Here is a 26585-nt window from a genome sequence, read left to right on the forward strand (position 1 = left end):
TTGAAAATGCCTAAGCTACCTATATATAAAGGAGGATTTTTTATGCCAATAAATATACCTAACGATCTTCCAGCCTCTAAAACACTGAAGGCTGAAAACATATTTGTAATGAATGAAAAACGCGCATTAAAGCAAGATATAAGACCTCTTAATATAGTAATATTGAATCTAATGCCAGTTAAAACCGTTACGGAAGTGCAACTTTTAAGGTTACTTAGTAATTCCCCTATTCAAGTTGATATAACATTAATGTATCCTAAATCTCACAGATCAAAAAATACTTCAGAACAATATCTTCTCAAGTATTATGAAACTTTTGATGAAATAAAGGGCAGAAAATTTGATGGCATGATAATAACAGGAGCACCTGTTGAAAAACTGAAATTTGAAGATGTTGACTATTGGGATGAATTAACTGAAATAATGGACTGGAGTAAAAAAAATGTATATTCAACTTTACACATATGTTGGGGTTCTCAGGCCGGACTTTACCACCATTTTGGTATTTCAAAATATATTTTAGATAAAAAAATGTTTGGTGTTTTCCCACATATAATAAATGAAAAAAATACACAGTTACTTAGAGGATTTGACGATATATTTTACGCACCTCATTCAAGACATACCTGTGTAAAAAAAGAAGATATTGAAAAAGTACCTGAATTAGAAATACTTTCAGAATCAAAAGATGCCGGAGTCTATATAATGTCAACAAAAGGCGGCCGCCAAATTTTTGTAACAGGGCATCCTGAATATGATACCTTAACATTAAAATCAGAATATGATAGAGATACAGCAGCTAATCTGCCCATAGAAATTCCAAGAAATTATTTTCCTGGTAATGATACAACCAAACAGCCTATGGCAACCTGGAAAAGTCATGCCAACCTTTTATTTTTAAACTGGCTGAATTACTATGTATATCAAGAAACACCTTATAATTTGGATAGTCTTCAATAGCATAGAAAAATGGAAATGACCTTTTAATAAAATAGTATCATTTCCATTTCTTTTTTATTATACATTATAATTAACATAAATTAATATTAATTTGATTTTGCTTCTTCTCTTATAAGAAATCTATACATAACTATAAGACACAATACCCATACAGGTGCTACATAAAGTGCTACTCGGGTAGCTGACAAAAATCCCAAAGAGATAACTATTAACACTAAATATATAATAGCAATGTATGATGACACTGGATAAAATGGCATCTTAAAATCTATTTTTCCTCCAGACTGAAGTTTTTCTTTTCTAAATTTCAACTGGACAAGTAAAATAGTTCCCCAGGCAGTCAATATAGCTATTGTTGTCACCGATGAAATATAAGTAAAAACTTTACCTGGTACAAAATAATTCAAAATTACTGCAATTGCTGCCACTGCACTACTAAATAATATTCCCACATAAGGTACGCCGGATTTGCTAATTTTCGCAAATATTTTGGGTGCATTATTATTTAAAGCTAAACTGTAGAGCATTCTTCCATCTACATATAGTGCACTATTCATTCCTGAAAGTGCTGCTGTTAAAATTACAAAATTGATAACTGCTGCTGCCTCTGGAATTCCTACCTTAGAAAATACCAATACAAAAGGACTTCCATTTACCCCTATCTTATTCCACGGATAAAGTGCTAACATGACAAAAATAGATCCTACATAAAAAATGAGTATGCGCCAAAATACATTATTGATTGCTTTAGGTATTGATTTTTTAGGATTTTCCGCTTCTCCCGCAGTTATTCCTATAAGTTCCACACCACCAAACGCAAAAGTTACAAATGTAAATGCCATCAAAAATCCACTAAATCCATTTGCAAAAAATCCTCCATTTGTCCAAAGGTTAGATAACCCAGCAGCATGTCCTCCATTAAAAAATCCAAAGAAAATAATCAATAGTCCAAATATAATCATACATATGATAGCTACAACTTTAACAAGTGCAAACCAAAATTCAAATTCTCCATAAGTTTTAACTCCAATTAAATTGATTATTATAAGTATAGATAAAAATATTAAAGCAGTAATCCACTTAGGAAAAGCAGGAATCCAAAATTGAACATATACTCCCACTGCCGTAAGTTCTGCCATAACAGTTAATATACACTGAAACCAATAAGTCCAGCCGGAAAAAAATCCTGCAAAGCGGCCAAGATATTGTGTTGCATAGGCACTGAAAGAACCTGAATTAGGATTGTCAACTGCAAGTTCACCAAGAGCTCTCATAATTAGGAAAACAAAAAAACCTCCCAGTAAATATGCTAAAATAATTGATGGTCCACCTATCTTTATGGCATCTGCCGATCCATAAAATAATCCTACTCCAATAGCTCCTCCAATAGCAATCATCTGAATATGCCTATTCTTTAAATTTTTCTTTAAACGATCTTCTTCCAAATCTTTGTACCTCCTTAACAACCGATCACCTTTGCATCATAAACCGCAAAGATAACATATAATTAGCATCTAAGCTTTTTTGTTATTTTAGATGAGATTTCTATAATTTCATAAAATAAAAAAATCTTCTTGTAAGACAAGTTACAAGAAGATTTTATCTTCATGTTTCTCATCTTTCAGGTATAACCTGCTGGAATTAGCACCGTTGAACATAAACGTTCAGGTTGCCGGGCGTCATAGGGCCAGTCCCTTAGCCACTCTAGATAAGAAATTAAACAATTAATTTTAAATTTTACAGTTCCTAATAACATGTTATTATTTTGAATATTATAGCTAGTATATATTTTTTTGGGTTACTTGTCAACAACCTCATTTTATTAGAGCAAATTTAAATTCACATCAAAACTATCCAACTAATTTCAATACTTGGAGCATAATTAGTTGCTAGGATACTTCAATTTCATAACTAGGTTAGAAATAACCAAAATCTATTTAATAAGTTTATTCATATCTTCAGCAACATTTCTAAGTTCATTAATATTAGCTTCTATTTCTTCACTTGTGGCAGCATTTTGAGATATTGTTTCTGTTATCATTTCATATTTTGATATTGTATCTTTTGTCATATTCGATACTTCTTCATTAAATTGAACTACATTTTTAGTTTTTGTAAATAATGTAGTAGAAGCGTTATTTGTATCCAGAACATTATTACTAAATAATTTCAAATTGGAAGTCATAACATTTATTCCTCTGACTGTTTCATTAATAATACTATTACCGGTCTGAGACTTTTCGCTATTATACGTCATCTGTTTTTGAACTACATCAATTTTATTTTTTAGTTCATCCACTATTGCACTTGCTTGATTAAGTGATTGTTTTGTTCCTTCAGCTAATTTTCTTATTTCATCTGCTACTACAGCAAAACCCTTACCATTTTCACCTGCTCTTGCTGATTCAATTGATGCATTTAAAGCAAGAAGGTTAGTTTGTTCTGATATATCTCCTATAATATTTAATATCTCATCTACTTGTCTTGATTTTTGTTCCAAATCTTTTGTAGACTTAAACGTATCCTCTATACTATTTTTTATATCCATAATAATTGAAAGAGTATCATTTAAAGATTTCTGATTTTTATCTGTAATATTGATAAAGTAATTTATTTTATCTTCACTATCCTTGGTTTTTTTAGCAACAACCTCATTAGCATTTAATAAAGTATTTAATATTTCTTTATTCTTATTTGATTTATCTAGCATTTCACCAGAACTTTTTGATACAGATTGACTTGTTTCTGAAACTTCCAAAAGTGAACTTGTTTGTTCTTCAATAGCTGCACTTAAGTTTTCACTTGATGATAAAACAGTACCAGAAATTTGAGCTATATTTTCAAATAAATCCAGCAACTTTTGCTTTTCTTTTTTTAACTCAACTTCCTTATTACCAATTGACTTTAATAGATTAGATGCAAAGTATACAACTATGAAAATTAATGCCAAAGTTATAAAAATAGTGATGATTTTCATAGCCGCTTCTGCAATAATCAATTGTTTATCCTGAAAAATTGAAGGATTATTTACAAATACTATGATTTGACATAAAAGGCTTAAAGCTATTGACTCTATAATCATTTTTATATCAAAAAACAGGGCTCCAAGAATAACGAAAAAGAAAACTATAAGCCATATGGAATTTAAGTGCATTATAAAGTTCAAATATAAATACTGAAAATAAGTTATTATTAAAAGCACAATTTTTGTTGTATTAAATGCTTTCATATTAAAACTATTTTGAGTAATGGTACATTTATAACATTTATAAAATATAATACCATAAATTAAAACAAATATTCCAAGCATAATTAAAGAAATTACACTTATGTTGTCATTAAGTCCAAGTAATTTTATTGAAAAATAAAATAAGAATGATAGAACACAGCATACCATATAAATTATTAGCACAACTTTAAGTGATTTTTTATTAAAAGTTATTTGAAAGCTCTCTTCTTTAGTGTTCATTTTATGTCCCCCTAAATATATTAATTTTTTTACATTTTTAAGTGCAAGTTGAGATAAACAAAACATACTAATATCATTAATTTAATTGTTTGTGCAATAAAATTGATGTTGCTGGTGATATATATTTTGATAATATATAAGAATAGATTAATACATCTATGTCACTTCATTTCAAATTTGGTTTTTCTAATACAGATTTAAAAACTTTTACAAATTAAAAATGTACCTATTAATATATAAATAGGTACCAAAATATAAGTATAAACAGAGTTCTTGGCACCAGGTTGAGTTTTGATTCCACCTGATGCTTAGAAATCGTTATCCATGCGCGTAGCAGTGCTTATCCCCCACTTTGATAGAAAAGCAGATATCCCAAAATCTTTAATTTGGTGATAGTCGCTTTCACTGTGTGTGATGGGGTATTAGCAATGGTAGCGATCGGATAAATATTGATTATTAAAACTATAATTTGGTAACCTGGCAGCCATAGGAAATAATTTCCTTTAGGCCCATAGCTTTGCGACTTTATCTTTCGATAAATGTGCTATTATCAATGTAGTAATATAAAATATATTACACTAAAATTTTACAAGATTCAATGGTAATTATACATTATTGTAATTTATACATAAAATATTTGCATATCTTGTATAAACATTCAATTCAATCATATTGTCCTGTAACATAATTAGATTTTTATTGACATTGAAAAACATAACATATATAATACGTATTAGTTAATAATATTTTTACAAAAAATTAAAATTAAATAAATCCTTATCAAGAGAAACTTAGGGACTGGCCCTATGAAGTTTCAGCAACCTCATGTTTTGCCTATGCGTAAACATGTAAAGGTGCTAATTCCAGCAGATCATAATAATTCTGAAAGATGAGGGAGAGATGTTTTCTTAATAAACTCTCGTAATAACCTACGCTATTTATCCTCTTCTTTTTGGGAAGAGGATTTTTTATTTTTCAGTAAAAAATTCATGAATTTAAAATACATTACTTAAAGAGAGGAAGTGAATAATGTATTTTTACATATTAAAATACATTAGTACAAATTATGGACAAACTTACATCAAAAGAAATTATAAAACTTGCACTAAAAACTGGAGCTTCTCTAGCAGGCATTGCAAATGTTGAGGACCTAAAAAAAGCCCCTGCCTTTACTGTAGTACCTAAGATGCCTAAATATAATGGTGTTGGAACTTATATGCGTGGAGAAAAAGATAAATTTCTAACAGAAGTTCTATGGCCCCAGGGAATAAAAAGTGTACTTATTTTAGCTTATCATCATCCTATAGACAACCCTACTGTGGATTATTGGATTGAAGATCACAATACTATAGGCAACAAAAAATTAATTAGTATTACCAAAAGTGTTAAAAGCATATTGGAAAATGAAGGTATAGAAACCTATTCTTTTAATTATCATGTGGAAAAGGGTGGAATATTCCTAAAAGATTCAGCAGTAGTGGCTGGATTAGGATGTATAGGAAGAAATAACTTATTGGTGACACCTGAGTATGGTCCACACATAAGATTACGAGCACTTGGTTTAAATTTAGATTTACAATCAACCGGACCTTCTGGATACGATCCATGTAAAAGCTGCGAAATTAAGTGCTGGCAAAAATGTCAAAAAGGTGCATTTGCTAAGGAAATATATTTTTCTTCAGAATTAGGTAGAAGTGAACTGCCTGGAAGAGTAGGAAATTTTGATAGGACCTTGTGTAATATACAAATGGAAGAAGATGTAGCTAGTATTAAGCCTATGAATATACCTGAAGTTTCCACAGAAGAACCCGTTAATATTATAAAATATTGTAGAATATGTGAATATGCGTGTCCCATAGGTAAATAACTATATATTTTATTGCTAAACAAAAGGAGGAAGTTTAAAATGGACACAAATTCAAAATCAAATGAACAAGGTCAACTTAAAAGGACTCTAAAAGCCAGACATATGAACATGATTGCCATAGGAGGATCAATTGGAACTGGTTTATTTTTTGCTAGCGGAAGTGCAGTTAGCACAGCTGGACCTGGCGGTGCTGTTTTAGCTTATGTAATTATGGGAATCTTAGTTTATTTTTTAATGACATCCCTCGGTGAAATGGCAACACTGCTGCCTATATCAGGATCTTTTGAAACTTATGCTACAAGATTCATTGACCCTGCACTAGGTTTTACCCTTGGATGGAATTACTGGTTTTGCTGGGCAATATGCGTTGCAGCTGAATTGGTTGCAGGCTCAATGATTGTTAAATTCTGGCTTCCGAATACCAATACTACTTTATGGAGTATGCTATTTTTAGTAATAATTTTTATTTTAAATATTCTTTCAGCAAGAATTTACGGTGAAAGTGAATATTGGTTTGCAAGTATTAAAGTTGTCACAATTATAGTATTCCTTATAGTAGGTGTTCTCATGATATTTGGCATTTTAGGTGGAAAATCACCTGGATTAAGTAATTGGGTTCTATCAGATGCTTCTGGAAAAAAAGGGCCTTTTGTTGGCGGAATATCTGCTATTATTAATGTATTTTTAGTTGCAGGATTTTCTTTCTCTGGAACAGAAATAGTTGGCCTTGCCGCAGGTGAATCGGAAAATCCTGAAGAAAATGTTCCTAAAGCTATAAAAAATGTTTTCTGGCGTATTTTACTATTTTATATGGGGGCAATTATAGTAATTGGTTTTTTAGTTCCTTTTACTGATCCAAACTTATTAAAAAGTGGTGCAGATAATATTTCATTCAGTCCTTTTACCATGGTATTTAAAAGATCTGGTCTTGCAATTGCAGCAAGTATTATGAATGCAGTAATTTTGACATCAGTTCTATCCTGCGGTAATTCAGGCCTTTACGTAGCTTCACGTATGCTTTATTCCCTATCCAAAGAAGGAAAAGCACCTAAATTTTTATCAAAAGTAAACAAACATGGTGTTCCTACAACTGCTTTATACGCCACAACTGTTATTGCTTGTTTTGCTTTTTTCGCCTCTTTGATTGGAGATGGAAAAATATATTACATACTCTATAATGCTTCTGGTATCACAGCCTTCTTTGCATGGTTAGGTATAGCTATTTGCCATTATAGATTTAGGAAAGCATACACTGCACAAGGTAAAAATTTGAAGGATTTGAAATATAGAGCTAAGTTATATCCATTTGCCCCCATTATATCTATAATACTTTGTATAATTGTTATATTTGGCTCTAACATATGGGTATTTCAAGCTAAAACATTTAGCTGGTTTGATTTTGTAACAAATTATATGTGCATTCCTATATTTATATCTTTGTATCTTGGATACAAGATTATTAAGAAGACAAAGATAGTACCTCTCAAAGAATGTAACTTTGAGTATAATGAAGATGAAAAAAAACCATCAGCTTAGTTTAGCTGATGGTTTTCTCTCTTGTTTTAATCTAAAACCTTCGCAATTTATTCATATAAGTTTTTGCTAAAATATCTGTCTCCTCTATCCGGAAATACTGTAACTATATTACCTTTATCTATAATTTTAGCTAGCTTTAATGCAGCTGCAATTGCTGCTCCAGAAGATGAACCCACTATCAATCCCTCACGTTTAGCCAGTTCTTTAACTAGTGAAAAGGCCTCCTCATCATTTATCTTTATGACTTTATCCACTAATTTCAAATCCATAGTGTCTGGCAGGAAGTCATTTCCTATACCTTCAATGGCATAACCGTGTTCTTCAGTGCCGCCGCCAAGAGTAGATCCTTCCGGATCAGCTAATACAGCTTTTACATTACTATCTTTTTCTTTCAAATATCTTGCTATTCCTGTAAAAGTTCCCCCACTTCCAGCTCCAGCTACAAAGTAATCTATCTTACCGTTTAACTGCTCATATATTTCAGGACCTGTTGTAAGGTAATGAGTCTGTGGATTGTCTTCATTTTCAAATTGACCAAATGATATAGAATTGGGAATTTTGCTTAAAAGTTCTTTTGACTTTTCTATAGCTCCTCGCATACCGTCTTTTTCAGGAGTATGCACTATTTCTGCACCAAGTGCCCTCATAAGCACTTGCTTTTCTATGGAAAATTTCTCTGGGACCGCAAATACTACTCTATATCCCCTATTGAGTGCTCCAAGTGCAATTCCAAGTCCAGTATTTCCTGCTGTAGCTTCTACTATAGTATATCCTTTTTTTAACTTTCCTCTTTTCTCTGCCTGCTTTATCATATAATCCCCAATTCTGTCTTTTACACTTCCTCCTGGATTGAAATTCTCAAGTTTAGCATATATATTCACACCATCTTTTAAATCAAATTCATTTATCTTTAATATAGGAGTCTTTCCTATCATTTCCTTTATATCATCAAAAACTTCCATTTAAAAATCCTCCAATCAAATTATTTATCAAACTCTATTTTGAAAGCTCAATTGCCTTTTTTAAGTCTTTTACCAAATCTTCTTTATTTTCTATTCCAACAGAAAGTCTTGCCAAATTGTCTACAATTCCAACTTTTTGTCTTATTTCATAAGGTATAGCTGCATGGGTCATAGTAGCAGGATGGCACATTAAAGATTCCACTCCACCAAGACTTTCTCCAAAAGTTATAAGTTTTAAATTCTTAAAAAATTTTTTTATATCTATATCCTTTTTCAGTACAAAGGAAATTATAGCTCCATAACCTCTAGCCTGTTTTTTCTGAATTTCATAGCCTTTATGGCTATCAAGTCCCGGATAATAAACTTTTTCTACAAAAGGACTTTCATTTAAAAACTGAGCTATATAGGCTGCATTTTCAAGGTGTCTATCCATTCTAACTGACAATGTTTTTATTCCCCTTATCAAGAGCCAACTGTCAAAAGGTCCTAATACTCCACCTGTTGAATTTTGTATAAAATACAGTCTTTCAGCTAACTTTTCATCATTTACAACAACAAGTCCTGCAACTAAGTCGCTGTGTCCCCCCAAATACTTGGTTGCACTGTGAAGTACTATATCTGCTCCGAGTTCTATTGGATTTTGAAGATAAGGTGTCATAAAAGTGTTGTCTACAATAGTCAAAAGGTTATTTTTCTTTGCAATTTCAGATATCTTTTTTATATCTGTTATATCCATAAGTGGATTAGTTGGGGATTCAATATATATTGCCTTTACTTCTTTTGTAATGCTACTTTCAACTTTTTCCAGGTCACTTGTATCAATCAATTCGTAGTTTAAATCAAAATTTTTAAATACTTTATCAAGTACCCTATAGGTTCCACCATATACGTTGTCTGATATTATTATTTTGTCTCCACTTTTGAAAAGTGTCAGCACGGCAGTTATCGCTGCCATTCCTGAGGCAAATGCAAATCCATTTTTACCTTCTTCAAGTTGTGCTATAAGTTTTTCAAGTGCCTCTCTAGTTGGATTTCCCGTTCTTGAATATTCATATCCTTTGTTTTCTCCAAGTCCACTTTGCTTATAGGTTGACGTCTGATATATTGGAACACTAACTGCTCCTGTAGTTTTATCCCCATCAACCCCACCGTGTATTAATAATGATTCTATATTCATCTGTTTATTCTCCTTTCTTGATTCCCTATAAATAATTTCAATATAAAAAATTTTCAATTATTTTCAAATGTTATATTTTTGAGTTCCGGATTCTCAAAAACAAAAAAACCTTCTGCCTCAATTCAGAGGCAGAAGGTTTACTTCCGCGGTTCCACTCTGTTTATCCTATAAAAAATACATATAATGGGACAACTTAATTTTTGGTACAATCATACCTCAATGCTTTAACGGGCATATACGCTGAAGTCTACTAAACTTCAATTCAGAGCTCCAAGATGCACTTCAATTATCATCAACTAAGATCTCCTTTCATCCAAGGGAAATCCTCTCTGTAATAGTCAAATTATAACCTACTCTTCTTATCATCGCAATTCATAGTTATTTACTAAGATTTAATTTAAATTTATGATACTACGTAATTTAAATATTATCAAGTATTATTTTTAATTTTTATTTTATTTTTTTACTTTACATATGTAAGATTTTATCATTATAGTATTTATGGGGTTGTTGCACTAAGTAATTTACATACAATATGTTGGAACAACATACTGTAGTATTCAAGCTTAGTGTAACAGCCCCACTTTAAATTTATTCTGCATCAATTTTATCCAGCAGTTTTTCAATATACTCAAGTATAACCCTTTGTTTTATATCTTGAAACATTTCATCAGTATCCCATATCTTATCTTTTATACAAAGACTGTCTTTTATACATATACTTTCTCTTAATCTAGTTGCATCCAGTTCCAATTGACTTTTTAACTCTTTCAAGTTTTCTATAGCCAATGTCATCACCTCATTTGTTCCTCTTAATATACTATTCATGACTTTAAAATTAGGAACTCTATATAAATCTTAAACTTATATCCATCGCTTTTACAGAATGTGTAAGAGAACCTATAGATATTATATCAACACCTGTAGAAGCAATATCCACTATAGTATTTTCGGTGACATTTCCCGAAGCTTCTAAAATAAACTTTTTATTTACAAATTTCACAGCCTTTCTCATAGTATCTACATCCATATTATCCAACATAATTACATCAACTTCAGTATTAACTGCTTCTTTCAGCTGATCCAGATTTTCTACTTCTACTTCTACTTTAGCTGTAAATGGAATTTTATTTTTTATTCTTTTAACAGCTTCCGTTATAGAACCTACTGCCCTTATGTGATTATCTTTAATCATTACAAAATCAGACAAATTCAGCCTATGATTGTATCCTCCTCCTGCTGTAACAGAATATTTATCCAAAATTCTAAATCCAGGAAGAGTTTTTCTTGTATCTACTATTTTCACATCATAATCCTTTACTAAATCAACCATGTTATTAGTTTTAGTTGCAATTCCACACATTCTTTGAAGTATATTAAGGGCAACCCTTTCTCCTTTTAATATAGATTTAGAATTTCCTTCTAATTCTACAATAACATCATCTTTCTCCACTTTGGAACTATCTTTTGCCTTGATGTTGAATCTTATACTGCTGTCCACAATTTCAAATACTCTTTTAGCCACATCAATTCCAGCAATAACACCTGACTCCTTTGCAATAAATCTTCCTTTTGAAACTTCACTTTCCAAAAGCAAATTATCTGTAGTAACATCACCATAATTTATATCTTCTATAAGAGCATTTTTTATTAATTTATCAACTATTAAGTAATTCAAATTCAATCACCTCAAAACTACGTTATCTTTAGAATAATCTTCAATATAATTACTTCCTATGGAAGTCTTGCTTTCCAAAGTAGCCATAATTATACTTCTAGCAACTTCATACATATTATAAACTTCTACTTGTTCAATACTTTTAAAATTTATATATTGAATTTTAAGGAGAACTTCATCTACAACCTTTAATGCACTTTTAATGTTATCAATTTTTCTAACTATTCCCAAATTATTTTCCATTAATATCTTCAGATTTTCTTTAAGTTTTGAAAAGTCCATGTGATTTTCTTTACATTGAGGAATAAATACACTGTCTTCAAAATTATCTTCATCTATAACTTTCACTTTATTTAAGATATCCTCTGCAGCCCTTTTCCCAAAAACCAGAGCTTCCATTAAAGAATTACTGGCAAGCCTATTTGCCCCATGAACCCCAGTACAAGCGCATTCTCCAACTGCATAAAGGTTTTCCATACTAGCTCTTCCAAACAAATCCACCTTAATACCACCCATAAAATAATGTTCAGCTGGAGTTACAGGTATGTAATCCTTATATATTTCTATACCATTGTCTTCGCATTCACTATAAATTTTATTAAATCTATTTTTCAAAAAATTTTTTTCGTACATAGTAGCATCCAAATAGACATATTTAGAATCAGTTTTTTGCATTTGATCACTAATTGCCCTAGCTACAATGTCCCTAGGAGCAAGTTCCATCCTTGAATCATATTCTTTCATAAACCTGTTCCCACATTTATTTTTAAGTACTGCACCTTCCCCTCTTACAGCTTCAGATATTAAAAACATTTTTTCCTCATTATTTTTAGAGTATAAAGCTGTAGGATGAAATTGAATGTATTCCATATCTTCTAAGGTTACCTTTGCCCTTATTGCCATGGCAATTCCATCTCCTGTAAGTACATCTACATTTGTAGTTTTAGAAAATAACTGTCCAATTCCACCAGAGGCTATTACACAACACTTTGACTTTAAATAAACAAATTTATTTTTGTAAAATGTCATTATACCACAACATTTGTTTTTGTTATCAACAATATCCAGAGCGAAGATATTAGGTATTATTTCTATATTGGAAGCATTTTTAGCCTGGTTTACAAGAACCTCCATTATAGCTTTTCCTGTAGAATCTCCATTTACATGAAGTATCCTTGGAATAGAATGATTTCCTTCAAAAGACCTATAAAAGTTACCTTGGGAGTTTTTATCAAATTCAACTCCAAGACGAACCAAATCATTTATAGCTTTCTCAGATTCATTTACAAGTACATTTACAGCTTCCAAATCATTAACATAGCATCCTGCATTTATAGTATCCTTTATATGAAGCTGTCTGTCATCATTTTGTATACTTGCCGCAATTCCTCCCTGAGCCAGGTACGAATCACAATCATATAAATCCTTTTTGCTCAAAACCGCTACTCTTAAATTTTTAGAAAGCATTAAAGCAGTATAAAGTCCTGCTATTCCTGCTCCAATTATAACTGCATCAAAACTCTTGCTTTCACAGGAATTCATGTTATAGTTTGCTAAATATCTTCTTTCCACTTTACATCACCAGCCTATATAGAATTTATTCAATACGTAACATTTTCTCAAGGGAACCTAATGCCTTTATTCTCATTGATTCAGGAATAAATATTTCATGTTCCATATTTAAAAGAGAATTGTGAACATCTTTTAGTGTAGTCATTTTCATATTTTGGCATACAAGTCTTGGACTTAATAAATAGAATTTTTTCTCAGGATTATCATTTTTCATTTTATGAAGCACCCCTATTTCAGTACCTATTATGAATTCCTTGTTTGGTGATTTCTTTGCATAGTCAATTATCTGTGACGTACTTCCAACAAACTCAGCACTATCCCTTATTTCTTTTGAAACTTCAGGATGTACTAACATTTCAGCTCCAGGATGCTCTTCTTTTATTTTTTTAACATCTTCTATAGTTATTCTAGCATGAGTTATGCAGTGACCACCTGACCAAGGTATAATCTTTTTATCTGTAACTTTTTCGGCTACATAACTGGCAAGATTTTCATCTGGTACAAATAATATCTCATCCTTATCTATGCTCTCTATAACTTTAACTGCATTAGAAGAAGTACAACATATATCACTTATAGCCTTAACCTCAGTAGAAGAGTTTATATAACACACTACAGCTGCCTCTGGATGCTTTTCTTTTTCCTCCATAAGTTGTTCTTCGTCTATACACTCTGCTAAAGGACATCCTGCATATTTTGAAGGAAGTAAAACTCTTTTATTTGGTGATAGTATTTTTGCACTTTCTGCCATAAATTTAACCCCACAAAATACTATAACTTCATTATCCATTTTAGCAGCAGCTCTACTTAGTGCAAAAGAATCCCCTACAATATCTGCTATATCTTGAACTTCTGGCAGTTGATAATTATGCGCTAATATGCAAGCATTTTTTTCTTTTTTCAACCTATTTATTTCATTTATTAAAAATGTTTTATCCATATTACACCTCTAAAATAATATTTTTATTTGATAATATATTAATATTTTTATACCATACCAATATTTTTATACTACAATTTGATGTATATACACCAGTATATACTATTTTTTATATTTTAACAACATACAATAAAGGTACTACTAAATTCCACCTTTACAATTAATCGAGTAGGAGCTGAATAATTATTTTATTCAGCGACCTCTCACACCACCGTGTGTACCGTTCGGTACACGGCGGTTCAATAGGAATTAATGTACTAATGAATAAGTTTCTGAAATAGAGATTAGTCCTTTCCTTTTTAAATAATTATTGGTTAAAGTTTTAGATAATACTGGGCTGTTGGATATTCTCCAATAGCTCTTTCTTGTGTTAGCATATTCCCATGCCTTATTATTTTGTGTTCCTAATTTTACAAGATTATCGTGTTTTGTTTTAATCTTTTTCCATTGTTTCCAAAAACACATTCTTACCCTTCGCCTTAGCCATTCATCAATCGTTTTAAGAATATTTTTCATGTCAGCGATAGCAAAATAATTTATCCATCCAACTATCGTTTCTTTTAATTTTAAAAACCTATATTCCATATTCATTGCATTACTTCTTGAAGTTAATTACTATGCACTTCTACATTGCTTTTAAGTTCCACTCTATTTCCATGTAGATAGCCTTCCTTATGAAGTTGTCTGCTTTTGCCACAATTCTTCGTATCTTTCAAAATTCTGAAACCTCCTATTGTTCAGTCCTTCCCACGCTAACGCATACTGCGTGGTACTATGACCTCTGCTGACTTCTGATAGTTCAGCTACGCATCGCTGTGTAGGTTATTATTTCTAATTTCATATCCATAACATACCTATCAGACCTCCCCGGGTAAGAACGCAATCTTTCACTCCATCTGTCTGCTACATTTACACCACTTGTTTCGGATAGTTTAGGGCTTTGGTTTGTACGGCAACCTTACCCACAAGCATATGCCTTATATGTAGTTTCTGTTCGTCAGACCAGAGTTTTGCCGCCGACTTCCTTTAGATTCCACGTCACCATGGACACCCTTGTCTTAAGCTATGCACTTGGTACTATCAACCCGTGCTAGGGGCTTTCACCCTTTAGATTGCGTCCATGCTGGGCGCACCATTAAAAAAAGCATGGATCATAATCCATACTTTTAGTAAATTACTATAATTTACAACTTATTTACAATTTGATTTAAATTTTCTGACATAGATGTAATTTCTTCTATACTAGCGGTGATTTCCTGTGTAGCCGCTGCCTGCTCTTGACTTGAAGTCAATGAATTCTGACTCATCTTGCTAGAAGACTCAACCTTTTCTCTAATATTATCTGTTAACTTTGCAATTTTAGGAACTGTGCTTCTTGACTGTTCTGATAACTTTCTAATTTCTTGTGCAACTACCCCAAAACCTTTTCCAGCATCTCCTGCCCTAGCTGCTTCAATTGAGGCATTTAATCCAAGCATCTTAGTCTCATCTGAAATACCCTTTATTAAAGAAGATACTTCATTTATCTCTTCTGACAAAGATATTATTTGTTTTATTTCATTATCCAGGTTCTGCTCATTTGTATGTATTTCAGATGCTGAGGCAGCTAATTCCTCAATAGTAGAAGATACTCCTGTAATATTTTCCGTAAGATCATTGGACATATTTTTCAAATTTACTGTAGCCCCTCTAGGTATAATCATTCCAAAAGTACCCACAACATCACCTGTATCTTCATCGCATAATGGATAAGTTGCCATCCTAACAGGTACTCCTAACTTTCCTAAACTATCTACATTCTCTGCTGCAAACTTTTTAGTTTGAATTGCCTTATGTACTACAGATGCAAGATTATCTACAAATGGGACTCCCGGCTTAATAGCAGGTATATCAAATTTTTCAGATCGCTGTACGCTAGTCACTTTTTCCAAGTCAGATAAAATGAAAAAAGCTCCTTCTGGAAACATTTCAACTAATATTGGTGCAAAATTGTTAAACGCTTTTGCTACAGGATGTGATTTTGGAAACACAGAACAAAACGCCCCGGTAACTTGTCCATTTTCACCAGTTATAGGTTCTTCAAAAATTTTAAGTGCTCCATATTTAGATTTTGAAATATTCTCTGTAATATTTTTCTTTTCCTCTAATGCTTTTAATCTTAAATTATGTTCACTTAAATCAAATCCAATATCCATTGACTTCATATCAAATATCTTTGATTTCTTTTTCCAAACGACTTTATTTTTCTCAGTAATAAAATATACTACCCCACCTGATATCATTTCTGCTTGTGATTCACACATACGTTTTACACAATCAAGTTCATTTATAGAAATCATAAAAATCTACTCTCCTTCCATTACCTTTAAAAATTATACTAACCGTTATTTTTATTATAGTTAACCGGCAGAACTTAATCAATAAATTTACTATATTTATTTCCTCGTTTTCCTACTTTTTACTAAACTTATACATAATATTTAATTTTCTAACTTATTTCTTATACAACATAAGACATTATATAGACGTCTTTTAGTACTATAAAATAGATTATTATCTACATTTTTAACTTCTTCTTCACCGAAATATCTATTTTCTATATAGGATGTATATCTTATTTCAATTTGTATAGCCTCCACATTTTTCATAGAACTGTAATGAGATACGATATATCCTCCTCTAAGTCCCTTTTCATTAACTTTTACACTAAAGCCCTGAGAAGTAAATGCATCATACACAACCTTTAAAAATTCTTTGGAACAAGTTTTTCCTTCACGGGTTCCAAGTATTATATCTGCTTTTGACTGTTCAAAGAAACTATGTATATCTAATAAGTAGACTTTATTCTTTAGTTTTAAAATCTTTTCTAATTCTCTTTTCAAAGAAAAGTGATAGGGATTATAGATATTCTTTATTCGTTCCTCTATTATCTTTATCTCCAATGGCTTGTCATAAATTTTTCTGTCAAAGGTAGTGTTGTAATAAACTAATGACTTTGTATATTTTCCCTGTATAAATTTATTTTCAATATTTCTATTTACATCTATAACATATCTGCTGTAATTAGCCGACACTACAGTTATATTTAACTCGTGTAAAAAATCATAAAGGTCATTTAAAAACCAATCATTATTTGGAAGCACCACTCCTTTTTTCATGCTTTGTTTCATTTCCAAAGTTATTTTACTAGATCCATGTGGAATACTTGCAACTATATTACATGGATTTTCACTATTAATTACATTAACTGGATTCATCAATATCCCTCCAAATTACAGAATTTTTAAATATAAATCTAACACTAACATTATTTGGTCTTTCCTTATTTTAATTGTACAAGTGTTTAAATATTAATGACAGTCATATTAAATGGGTATTAGAAAATTATTTTATAAAAAGTCACAATGTGTAAAATATAGTAGACAAATTTAAGTATAATATTTTAAATACAAATAGTATACTTAAATTATAAAAACACAGTTTATAAGCAAGACATGTAGAGCAAATAATATGGGGGGATATTAAATGCATTGGGAAATAATAAAAAGGCTAACTAAGACCGGTATATACATTGGCACAATAAAATCTTTTGAATTTAATGAAGAATCTAAAGATAAAGTGTACAATGAAGCATTAAAATACGCTAAACATAAAAATAAAATGTCCTTTACAAAAAAATATTATTATGAAATTGAATTTAACTGGCAATAAAATATATATTGTGCAAAAAATTTTTTAATGTTATGGATGTGAAAAGTTTGATATATCACATCTATTTTTTATTGCACTTTCAATTGATTGTTAACATCAATATGCATTTTATGTTGACAATTCATTAAATAATTATTATAATTTTATTGTTAACGTAAATAATATATTAGTTAACAATTGTTAAGGAGGTAAAATATGAATTTAAAACTTAGAGAAATGACTACAACAGCTATATTTACGGCTTTAACGGCTATTTTAGCTCAAATTTCTATACCACTGCCTTTTAGTCCTGTACCTATAACCTTTCAAATATTAGCAGTTTACATATCTGCAGTAATCTTAGGAAGCAAACTTGGTGCATTATCTCAATTGGTATATGTACTTTTAGGAGCAGTTGGTGTGCCTGTATTTGCAAATTTCCATGGTGGTTTAAGTGTAGTATTAGGACCAACTGGAGGATATCTCATAGCTTATCCCATTATAGCTTACATCATAGGAAAAATTTCAGAAAAAGAACTGTCTTTTGTTAAATCAATTATAGGTTTAATTATTTCATTAATATTTTGTTACGCAATTGGAGTGCTTCAGCTTTCATTTATAACAAAAATTTCAATAGAAAAATCCATATTAGTAGGTGCTATTCCATTTATCCCTTTAGATACCATAAAAGTTATAACTGCTTACATATTAGGCTGTAGAGTTCGGGAAGCCCTCATAAAAACAAATCTTATAAAATGTTAACATTAAGAGCTCACCATTTATTATGTATTCAGGGTTATAAAGGACACGGTTATAGCAAAGATTTCACTAAAAATATGGATAAGATTGTTTATGCCTTAAAAAATGACCCTTCCATACAGGTAAAAATTATAACAAAAACAGATATCATTTGTTCTTGCTGCCCACATAACATAGGTGGCAAATCCTGTGAGCATCGATATAAAGTAGACTATTTAGACAAAAAAGTATTAGATCTATTTCAAATAGAGAAAAATAAAGTATACTACTATAAAGATCTTTTAAATATTATACACAAAAAAATAACTTATGAAAGCTTCAAAAATATATGCAGTATATGCCAATGGTTTCATTATGGATATTGTAAAAAAGGGCTAACTCAACCTTCGCAATTTTTTTATATTAAGTCAGAAAACCTATAGAGTTTCTAATTGAAATTTAAACTTATATAATATTGTATAAGTTAACTCTCAATTAGAAACTCTATATTATTTTTGTAAAAATTTATAAGAAGTTATGATATACTATTTATATATACTTTAGTATTAAATAAACAGGAGGTAATCATATAATGTTACATATAATTGCAGCTTTAAATGAAGATTATGTGCTTGGCAGGGACAATAAACTAATCTGGCATATACCAGAGGATTTAAAAAGATTTAAAGACATCACCTACGGTAAATCCATTATAATGGGAAGAAAAACTTTTGAATCCCTCCCATGTATACTTCCTAAAAGAAAACATATTGTCATTACAAGAGATACAAACTATAACATTTTAGATGAAAGAGTAGAAATACTCCACCATGTTGAAGACGTTTTAAAATACAAAGATTCACCTATAGAGAGCTTTGTTTCAGGTGGAGGGGAAATTTATAAGCAATTATTACCCTACTGCAATAAATTATACCTTACCAAAATTCACTCTCATGAAAAAGGTGACACTTATTTTCCTAAATTTGATAAAAATAATTACCATGTAATCGAATTCAAAGAGCACTGCTATGACAACATAAAATACAGTTTTATAACTTATGAAAAAAATTAATAGGAGAATACTAATGAATTTTTTAAAAAAATTTTTAATAAGTACTTTTATATTACTTTTTGCAATTTCCATTCATTCATTTAAAGTGTATGCTTCAGGTGGAGTAGACTTATCCATGTTCAATATAACCACCACTATAAAAGAGGATGGCTCTATAGATATAGAAGAAATTATAACCTACAATTTTAAAGATAACTATAATGGAGCCTACCGGGATATATCTACCATAAGAACCAAGGGTATAAACAACCTTAAAGTATCACTTATATCACATAATGGTAGTGAAATTCCATTTAAAGAAAGTTCTAATATTAAAAATGGAGACAATGGTGTATTTCAAATATTGTCAAAAGGTAGGAATTTATATGGAATTAAAATTTACTGTCCTTCAAAAAATGAGAAAAAAACTTTTAAAATAACCTATACTATAAAAAATGTATCAGTAAAATATAATGATATTGGTGAATTTTACTACACCTACTGGTCAGACTATAATGAGGCTAAAATAGACAATTTAAAGATACACATTAATCTTCCAGAAAATATTGACAAGCAATATATAAAAGCCTATTACCACGGCATTTTAAATGGAGCTTACTCCGTTACAAAAGGACATATAGATTACTCTTTTCCTCATGTGAAATCAAAGGAGCTCGTGCAGGTAAGGTTGCTTTTCCCAAGCAAGTTAATACCTTTATGTAAAAACATAAGTAATAAAAACATGCTAAATACCATTTTAAGTCAAGAGGCAAACTATAAAAAGCAACAGCAGGAAAAAATAGCTCATACTATACTTGTAAGAAATATATTAAATATTATAAGCACAGTGCTGTGTCTCCTTTCCATCTTCTTGATATTTAAAACATCAACAAAGTTCAACAAAGTTGAAGATACATCTTATAGTGTATATTCTCCTGTTGAGATTCCTGAAGATTGTACACCTGCAGTTGCAGCTTATTTAGTTATGAGAACTATAAATGGAAGAACTATCTACGCTACAATACTTGACTTATGGAGAAAAGGTTACTTAACTATTGAGAAAAACATATTGGATGGTACTAAGAAAAAACTAAACTTCTTAATTATAAAAAATAAAGAACCCGATTGGCTGCTCTTAAAACACGAAAAATACTTTATGCATTGGATATTTAACATAATGGGCAGCGGCCAAAATGTAAGCACCCTAGAAATTAAAAAACATTGTAAAAGATCCTCATCTCATAGTAATTTTGCAAGCTGGTTAAACCTTATAAAAGAAGAATCCAAATCACGAAATTATTATGATGTTGAAGCTTCCAAAGCAGGAATGTTTATAATTATTCTTGCTGTAGTTGAATTGATCTTTTCAACTATTTCACTTATGACTGAAGCTCATGCAGGTATTTTTAGTTTAGTCATATCAATCTTTATGATTGTCTATGGATCAATATGCTGCTGTAAAAAAAGCGCTTATGGACAATCTCAATATAAAAAATGGATGAAATTTAAATTTCATGTACAAAATATAGACTTAGAATATAATATGGAAAATGCCACCATTGAAACCTATATTCCCTATGCAGAAGCCTTAAATATAAAACAAAATAGTATGTCTAAGCTTAAAAATTCTTTTAGAACTCCTTCAAAGGATGATATGGGATGGCTATACTACTATTTAATTTTTGACAGTTCTACCTTTGACAAAGACGACACCTTTAGCAGCAATATATACAATTCTTTTAACACAGGATCTTCAGGTAATTCAATTGTTTCATCAGATACTTCATCTGGAAGCAGCGACGGTGCTGCTGGAGGCGGCGGTGCTGGAGGATTTTAAATCAATGAATCTTACTTAGTGAGAAAAGCAGATATGCCAAATCTGTGATTTGGTGATAGTCGCTTTCTCTTTAGAGTTTTATTTCTCTCACTAAGTTTAGATGAATTATCTAGGGACGTATCTACTGTTAGCTCCCACTTTGATAAAAGTGGGAGTGTTACAGTAGGTAGTCATCAGATAAAATTATTTAATTTTAATCTATTTTTAAGGTTGCCTTTTTATAATAGCTCTATAATAATTTATTTTAATCTTTTAATCTTTTACTATAAGATTAAAATTATAAATTGAAAAGGAGCTATAAAGATGGCAAAAAAAATAAGGAAAATACAAATTATAAGACACATTGTACAATTAATTTTATTTTTTTTACTACCTGGCATTTATATAATGGCATTTAGTGAACTAAAAAATATTTTTCAAATGATTATTAGGGGAAACTTTAATTTCATTCAGGCATTTCCACAGTTATTGGAGTTTTCAATATGCATACTGTTTACTATTTTTGCAGGCAGATTTTTCTGCGGATGGTTTTGTGCCTTCGGTACTTTTAATGATTGGGTTCATATTACATCGAAAAGAATATTTAAAATTAATTTTAAAATAAGTGAAAATCTAGACTCTAAACTCAAATATGTAAAATACGTAGTGCTGTTATTGCTTTTAATTGCTGGATACAATAGCGGAAGTAATTTTTTACAAGGTACAAGTCCCTGGGATGCCTTTGCTCAAATAACGGATTTTTCTAAAGTTATATCAACTTTAACTATAGGTTTTGTACTTTTAGTTTTAATAACTTTAGGAGATGTTTTTATTGAAAGATTTTTTTGCAGATATTTGTGTCCCTTAGGCGCTGTATTCTCACTGTTCTCTAAAATAAGTATATTCAAAATTAGCAAACCTAATGATAAATGTGGTAAATGCAGGGTATGTACAAATAATTGTTCTATGGGATTAAAACTTTATGGTACAAATAGCGTACATGGTGGAGAATGCATAAATTGCTTAAAATGCATAGAGGTATGTCCTAGGAAAAATACGAGTGTAAACATAATTGGAGAAAATGTAGATTCAAAACTTGCATGTTCAATTGCTTTAACTCTATTTATTGGAACTTACGGTCTTGTAAACCTGGGAAATACTATGTTAAGCAGGCAAAACGCCTCTTCCATAAATAATACAGCTACTACTCAAACCATGGTTCAGGAAAGTGCTTCCAATAATAATACAAGTACATCTTCTTCCAATACAGTACAAGGTAAATATAAAGATGGAACTTATACTGGAACTGGAACCGGCTTTAGAGGAGGTACAACAAAAGTTTCTGTCACTATAAAAAATGGTAAAATTACTGATACTCAAACAGTATCTACAGAAGATACACCTAGGTTTTATCAAAATGTAGAAAGTACATTGCCTAGTGAAATAATTTCAACACAATCAACTTCTGTTGATGCAGTGTCTGGAGCTACCTATAGCAGCAAAGGATTTACAGATGCAGTACAAAGTGCACTAAACCAAGCTGTAGAAAAATAAAGAGTAAGACCTGTAAGATTATTTTCCACAGGTCTTGCTCTTTTATTTTTTCTTATTTACATTAGAATTCTGCTGGTGCGAATTATCTTTATTGGAATTATCATTTTGCTTGCTGTTCATATTTTCCTCAGTTTTTTTATTTAAGTTTTGATTTTCTTTAACTTTGCTGTTATTTGAATCTTGTGGCTGTTTTACATTAGATTCACCTTTGTCTTTTCCTTTATATGAGCTAGAATTACTTTCACTTGATGAATTTCCTACACTTGATGAATTACTTTCATTCTTAAATTTATTTTCACTGCTGATGCTATTATTTAATTTTTTATCCTCTTTTTTATCACTTAAATGTTTTTCACTGCTTGGAGTATTTTCTTTAGCAGCAGCTTTATCACTGCTATTTAAGTTCTTGTTAGTAGAATTATCCTTTGGTTTATTATTTAAAATAATATTACCATTAGTTTCAATTTTTACACTTAAATTAGAAGATGCCATATTTGATTTGAAACCAGAAACATCTATGTTTTTACCCCTAATGTCAATTGATATAGTTTTCGCATAATTCTTATCGATAAATTTATCCTTTTTAGCTTGATCAATTATTATTTTTAAAGCATCATTTATATTGTCATTATTTATTTTCACTTCACTCAATATTTTATTTCCATCACCATTTAACCCTTTAAAAGAAATGATTTTATTTAAGAAATTCACTTTTAGCTCAATGCTAGGATTTATATTTACTAAAACAGTGGCTGCAGGAGTATAGTAGGCTTTTACACCACCACCTACTAATAATACAAATATTATACAGGCTGCCGCTATTATCTTTCTTGTATAAAAAAAACTTAATCTGTGAAGAACTTCATCTCCCTCAAATTTTTCGCCAATATAAAGTTTTTTGCCGCTGCAATTTACTTTTATAAATTCACCATAAGGAGTAAGTAAATTAGCATATTTTCCTTCTACACTTACTACTATGCCTTCTTTTTTACCCATCATTCTCACCCACTTTTACATTTAAATAGGACCTTATATACATAAAATTTTCGCTGTTAAATAATATAAATAGAGCAATAATATACTTTCTCCACTTGTCAATAAATTTTTTGCTGCATCCAGTATATATACAAATTTGCTTAACAGGCAGCTGCTTTTTATTTAATATAAAATTACTAATTTCACTATTGCTACATACTTTTAACACAAGTTTTAAAATACTGTCTCTTGTATCCTTATGCTTTGGACTATTATTTACAAGACTGCTAAAATCGATTTTATATTCCATAAGTTTTTTATTTAATTCAATAATTTCATCTGCTCTATTTTTATTTTCCAATTCCAATTGAAAATTTGTTATTGAATTGGCGTTGTTTAATTTTTCCATACTACAGTCACTATCGTCAAAAGTAAGTAAAGGTGAATTTTTATTTTTTCTAAAATAATCAATTAATGCATTTCTAATTATAATTTTTGCATATGCATAAAAATTTCCCTTTGTTTCTGTATAATTATCACAAGCTTTGTTAAATGCAATCAAAGCAATGCTCAGTTCATCATCATTTTCCCATTGAAGATATCTTTTTGAAATAGTATAAGTACATTTATATATAAAATTTTTATTTTGACTAATGAATTCATCTCTGTTTTCATGGAGTAAATGAGCAATATCTGCCATTACATCACCTCATCTATAAAATTATACGAAACAAATAATAATTTTAAGGGAGTCCCTAAATTATATTTAATCATCGTATATTCCACTGAATAATTAAACGAGATTGATGTAAAAGTGCAAGTAGATTTATGGCATTTCAGGATATATCTACTTTAAGCAGTGCATATATTCTCTTGCTCTATCTCCTTTTACTAAAAAGGGCTGTCCTTCAGAACAAAATACTGAAGTAGATATATATTCAATATCTGCATTTTTATCATAGCCTATCTTTTCAATGACTTCTCCTTCATACATATAATAAGCTTACTTAATTAAAAGAAAAAATAACATTATAAAGTTGGCCCATTGCCATTTCAAAAGAATAAGCCACATCATGGATATAAGTTCCATGATGTGGCTTATTCTTATTTTATTGATAATTGTTGAACATAACAAGAATATTGTGAACATATATAAATGTTTTTTATTTATATATGAATACTAAAATTATTAAATTTATAGATTCCATTTCCCTGCTTTAACTTTCCTGTTTCATATAATTCAGAGAATCCCTTATCAATTTCATCAATAATACTCACTAAAATATTCAAATTATAATGTCCAGGGAATATTTTCTGTATAGCCATTTTTTTAACTTTCCTTATTGACTGCATAAAATCAAATGGATTTGTTGTAGGATAAAATGCATCTAAAGTTCCTTTATAAATTAAATCACCTGAAAATAAATATCCTTTTTCCTTTTCAAACAAACATATATGACCTGGCGAATGTCCTGGTGTATGTACTATTTGAATTTGACGATTTCCCAAATCAATTATATCCATATCATTTACTACTAAATTTACATTACCTCGAAAAATCTTATACTCATCTATATTAAAATCTTTAGGAAAAAAACAACTTTCCTTCATTAAATTAGCCTTTACAACTTGCAATGGAATTGGGAACTTACTACAAAGCCAGTTCTTTTCTTTTTCATAAACAGCAATATTATCAAAGTACTTATGTCCACCTATATGATCCCAATGTACATGAGTTGTAATAACTTGAATAGGTTTATCTGTAATATTTAAAACAGCAGACTTAATATCACTAATTCCTAACCCCGTATCAATTAAAAGTGCCTTTTCTTTTCCAATCAGTAAATAGCAGTGAGTTTGTTCCCAATGTTTATATTCACTAATTGCAAATGTACCTTCATCTATTTTTTCAATTGTAAACCATTCATTCATTTAATTTCACCTTCATAAATATAGATACTTATATTAATCTTTTATCTTATAGTATATAAATTAAAAATGAAATATTTTTATTTTTAATTTATAAAATTTTACAAGTGCGTATTAATTATAACTTTATAATATCACTATAATACCCGGTTCGTACTAATTTCTTCTATAACTTTGTAAAGGGATAGGTTTACTTATATTAAACATATTACACAAATTTTTTACCGTTGTTTTCTTCTGCTGCTATAATTAATATATTGCTTTCTTTTTGTTATCGTCAAGCTTTAATCTTCTCATGACTATTATACTTTAAAATCCAATCCCGTAAAGTTACTCTTGAACGTATTGCATATTTTCTACAAATACTTTCTTGCGATTCTTTACCAGATAAATGTTCTTGAATAGCAGACAGTTTTAACTCTTCTGAATAACAAGAATTCGTGCACACAGTTATTAATCCTTCTGAGCCCATAGATTGATAATTATAGATCCAGTCACGCACTGAAGTTAGAGCAACTTGATATTCTCTAGCTATTTCCCTTACACTTCTTTTGTTATTCAAATAATCTTCAATGGCTTTGCGCTTTTTTTCAAATAATATCTTTGCTTTTCTACCCATAAAATATGCTCCTCCTTATATCAAACTGTTTTTATTTTTTAACTGTCTACCA

The 26585-nt window shown here is 30.2% G+C and carries 25 protein-coding genes and 3 riboswitches; of the genes, 9 read left to right on the plus strand and 16 right to left on the minus strand.

Features of this window, described 5'->3' with window-relative positions; genetic code table 11:
- Positions 1–42: 42 nt before the first annotated feature.
- Entirely contained in the window at positions 43–960 is a 918-nt protein-coding gene (metA, locus tag B5S50_RS02200) for a homoserine O-succinyltransferase (protein WP_065078713.1), read from the plus strand.
- An 86-nt stretch (positions 961–1046) separates the two neighbouring features.
- Here metA and B5S50_RS02205 read toward each other — a convergent pair whose 3' ends face one another.
- Both B5S50_RS02205 and B5S50_RS02210 read right to left on the minus strand, forming a co-directional pair.
- Positions 1047–2357, minus strand: coding sequence for an amino acid permease (locus tag B5S50_RS02205; protein WP_217303755.1), 1311 nt, complete (start codon positions 2355–2357; stop codon positions 1047–1049).
- 214 nt (positions 2358–2571) lie between these two features.
- Positions 2572–2675, minus strand: a riboswitch (SAM riboswitch).
- 218 nt (positions 2676–2893) lie between these two features.
- Positions 2894–4429 (minus strand): methyl-accepting chemotaxis protein, encoded by a 1536-nt coding sequence (locus B5S50_RS02210; RefSeq protein WP_217302965.1) that lies wholly within the window; start codon positions 4427–4429, stop codon positions 2894–2896.
- Positions 4430–4897: 468 nt separating this feature from the next.
- A riboswitch (cyclic di-GMP riboswitch) is annotated at positions 4898–4985 on the minus strand.
- Between the two features lie 218 nt (positions 4986–5203).
- A riboswitch (SAM riboswitch) is annotated at positions 5204–5325 on the plus strand.
- Between the two features lie 170 nt (positions 5326–5495).
- On the opposite strand from B5S50_RS02210, the gene B5S50_RS02215 reads away from it, so the two are divergent.
- Together B5S50_RS02215 and B5S50_RS02220 are read left to right on the plus strand one after the other, a co-directional pair.
- Positions 5496–6296, plus strand: coding sequence for a hypothetical protein (locus B5S50_RS02215; protein WP_217302966.1), 801 nt, complete (start codon positions 5496–5498; stop codon positions 6294–6296).
- Positions 6297–6335: 39 nt separating this feature from the next.
- Positions 6336–7832, plus strand: a complete 1497-nt coding sequence (locus B5S50_RS02220; protein WP_217302967.1) for an amino acid permease — start codon at positions 6336–6338, stop codon at positions 7830–7832.
- Between the two features lie 47 nt (positions 7833–7879).
- On the opposite strand, the gene B5S50_RS02225 is transcribed toward B5S50_RS02220, so the two are convergent.
- The 9 genes from B5S50_RS02225 to B5S50_RS02265 form a co-directional block, all read right to left on the minus strand.
- Positions 7880–8794: a PLP-dependent cysteine synthase family protein gene (locus B5S50_RS02225; protein WP_065078722.1), complete on the minus strand. Its 915-nt coding sequence runs from the start codon at positions 8792–8794 to the stop codon at positions 7880–7882.
- 34 nt (positions 8795–8828) lie between these two features.
- Positions 8829–9971 carry a bifunctional cystathionine gamma-lyase/homocysteine desulfhydrase gene (locus B5S50_RS02230; protein ID WP_065078723.1) on the minus strand — a complete coding sequence of 381 codons (1143 nt, stop codon included), beginning with the start codon at positions 9969–9971 and terminating at the stop codon, positions 8829–8831.
- 591 nt (positions 9972–10562) lie between these two features.
- Positions 10563–10760 carry a hypothetical protein gene (locus B5S50_RS02235; RefSeq protein WP_167351573.1) on the minus strand — a complete coding sequence of 66 codons (198 nt, stop codon included), beginning with the start codon at positions 10758–10760 and terminating at the stop codon, positions 10563–10565.
- Between the two features lie 58 nt (positions 10761–10818).
- Entirely contained in the window at positions 10819–11649 is an 831-nt protein-coding gene (gene nadC, locus B5S50_RS02240) for a carboxylating nicotinate-nucleotide diphosphorylase (RefSeq protein WP_065078725.1), read from the minus strand.
- 6 nt (positions 11650–11655) lie between these two features.
- Positions 11656–13221 (minus strand): L-aspartate oxidase, encoded by a 1566-nt coding sequence (locus B5S50_RS02245; RefSeq protein WP_242872142.1) that lies wholly within the window; start codon positions 13219–13221, stop codon positions 11656–11658.
- A 25-nt stretch (positions 13222–13246) separates the two neighbouring features.
- Positions 13247–14161, minus strand: coding sequence for a quinolinate synthase NadA (nadA, locus tag B5S50_RS02250; RefSeq protein ID WP_065078726.1), 915 nt, complete (start codon positions 14159–14161; stop codon positions 13247–13249).
- Between the two features lie 249 nt (positions 14162–14410).
- On the minus strand, positions 14411–14752 hold the full coding sequence (locus B5S50_RS02255; protein WP_065079663.1) for a group II intron maturase-specific domain-containing protein: 342 nt from the start codon (positions 14750–14752) through the stop codon (positions 14411–14413).
- Between the two features lie 593 nt (positions 14753–15345).
- A complete protein-coding gene (locus B5S50_RS02260; RefSeq protein WP_217302968.1) occupies positions 15346–16500 on the minus strand; it encodes a methyl-accepting chemotaxis protein in 1155 nt (384 codons plus the stop codon).
- Positions 16501–16641: 141 nt separating this feature from the next.
- Complete coding sequence (locus B5S50_RS02265; protein WP_065079139.1) at positions 16642–17418, minus strand: N-formylglutamate amidohydrolase; 777 nt, start codon at positions 17416–17418, stop codon at positions 16642–16644.
- Positions 17419–17686: 268 nt separating this feature from the next.
- On the opposite strand from B5S50_RS02265, the gene B5S50_RS02270 reads away from it, so the two are divergent.
- From B5S50_RS02270 to B5S50_RS02295, 6 genes are all read left to right on the plus strand, one after another.
- Positions 17687–17872 carry a hypothetical protein gene (locus B5S50_RS02270; RefSeq protein ID WP_065079138.1) on the plus strand — a complete coding sequence of 62 codons (186 nt, stop codon included), beginning with the start codon at positions 17687–17689 and terminating at the stop codon, positions 17870–17872.
- Positions 17873–18067: 195 nt separating this feature from the next.
- Complete coding sequence (locus tag B5S50_RS02275; RefSeq protein ID WP_065079137.1) at positions 18068–18613, plus strand: biotin transporter BioY; 546 nt, start codon at positions 18068–18070, stop codon at positions 18611–18613.
- 74 nt (positions 18614–18687) lie between these two features.
- Positions 18688–19032 carry a DUF1284 domain-containing protein gene (locus B5S50_RS02280; protein ID WP_254306672.1) on the plus strand — a complete coding sequence of 115 codons (345 nt, stop codon included), beginning with the start codon at positions 18688–18690 and terminating at the stop codon, positions 19030–19032.
- Between the two features lie 149 nt (positions 19033–19181).
- On the plus strand, positions 19182–19661 hold the full coding sequence (locus B5S50_RS02285) for a dihydrofolate reductase (protein WP_065079135.1): 480 nt from the start codon (positions 19182–19184) through the stop codon (positions 19659–19661).
- A 13-nt stretch (positions 19662–19674) separates the two neighbouring features.
- Entirely contained in the window at positions 19675–21477 is a 1803-nt protein-coding gene (locus B5S50_RS02290; protein WP_217302970.1) for a DUF2207 domain-containing protein, read from the plus strand.
- A gap of 303 nt (positions 21478–21780) precedes the next feature.
- On the plus strand, positions 21781–23010 hold the full coding sequence (locus tag B5S50_RS02295) for a 4Fe-4S binding protein (protein WP_217302971.1): 1230 nt from the start codon (positions 21781–21783) through the stop codon (positions 23008–23010).
- 42 nt (positions 23011–23052) lie between these two features.
- Here the strand turns inward: B5S50_RS02295 and B5S50_RS02300 are convergent, their stop codons facing one another.
- The 5 genes from B5S50_RS02300 to B5S50_RS02320 form a co-directional block, all read right to left on the minus strand.
- Positions 23053–24006 (minus strand): anti-sigma factor domain-containing protein, encoded by a 954-nt coding sequence (locus B5S50_RS02300; RefSeq protein WP_217302972.1) that lies wholly within the window; start codon positions 24004–24006, stop codon positions 23053–23055.
- Positions 23999–24685 (minus strand): RNA polymerase sigma-I factor, encoded by a 687-nt coding sequence (gene sigI / locus B5S50_RS02305; protein WP_065079131.1) that lies wholly within the window; start codon positions 24683–24685, stop codon positions 23999–24001. Before sigI ends, B5S50_RS02300 begins: the two co-directional genes overlap by 8 nt.
- Positions 24686–24832: 147 nt before the next feature.
- On the minus strand, positions 24833–24979 hold the full coding sequence (locus B5S50_RS02310) for a hypothetical protein (RefSeq protein WP_154104999.1): 147 nt from the start codon (positions 24977–24979) through the stop codon (positions 24833–24835).
- Between the two features lie 173 nt (positions 24980–25152).
- Positions 25153–25917 (minus strand): MBL fold metallo-hydrolase, encoded by a 765-nt coding sequence (locus B5S50_RS02315; RefSeq protein ID WP_065079130.1) that lies wholly within the window; start codon positions 25915–25917, stop codon positions 25153–25155.
- A gap of 274 nt (positions 25918–26191) precedes the next feature.
- Entirely contained in the window at positions 26192–26533 is a 342-nt protein-coding gene (locus B5S50_RS02320) for a helix-turn-helix domain-containing protein (protein WP_065079129.1), read from the minus strand.
- Positions 26534–26585: the final 52 nt, after the last annotated feature.

Source organism: Clostridium sp. 001 (assembly GCF_019056555.1).
Classification (GTDB): domain Bacteria; phylum Bacillota; class Clostridia; order Clostridiales; family Clostridiaceae; genus Clostridium_B; species Clostridium_B ragsdalei.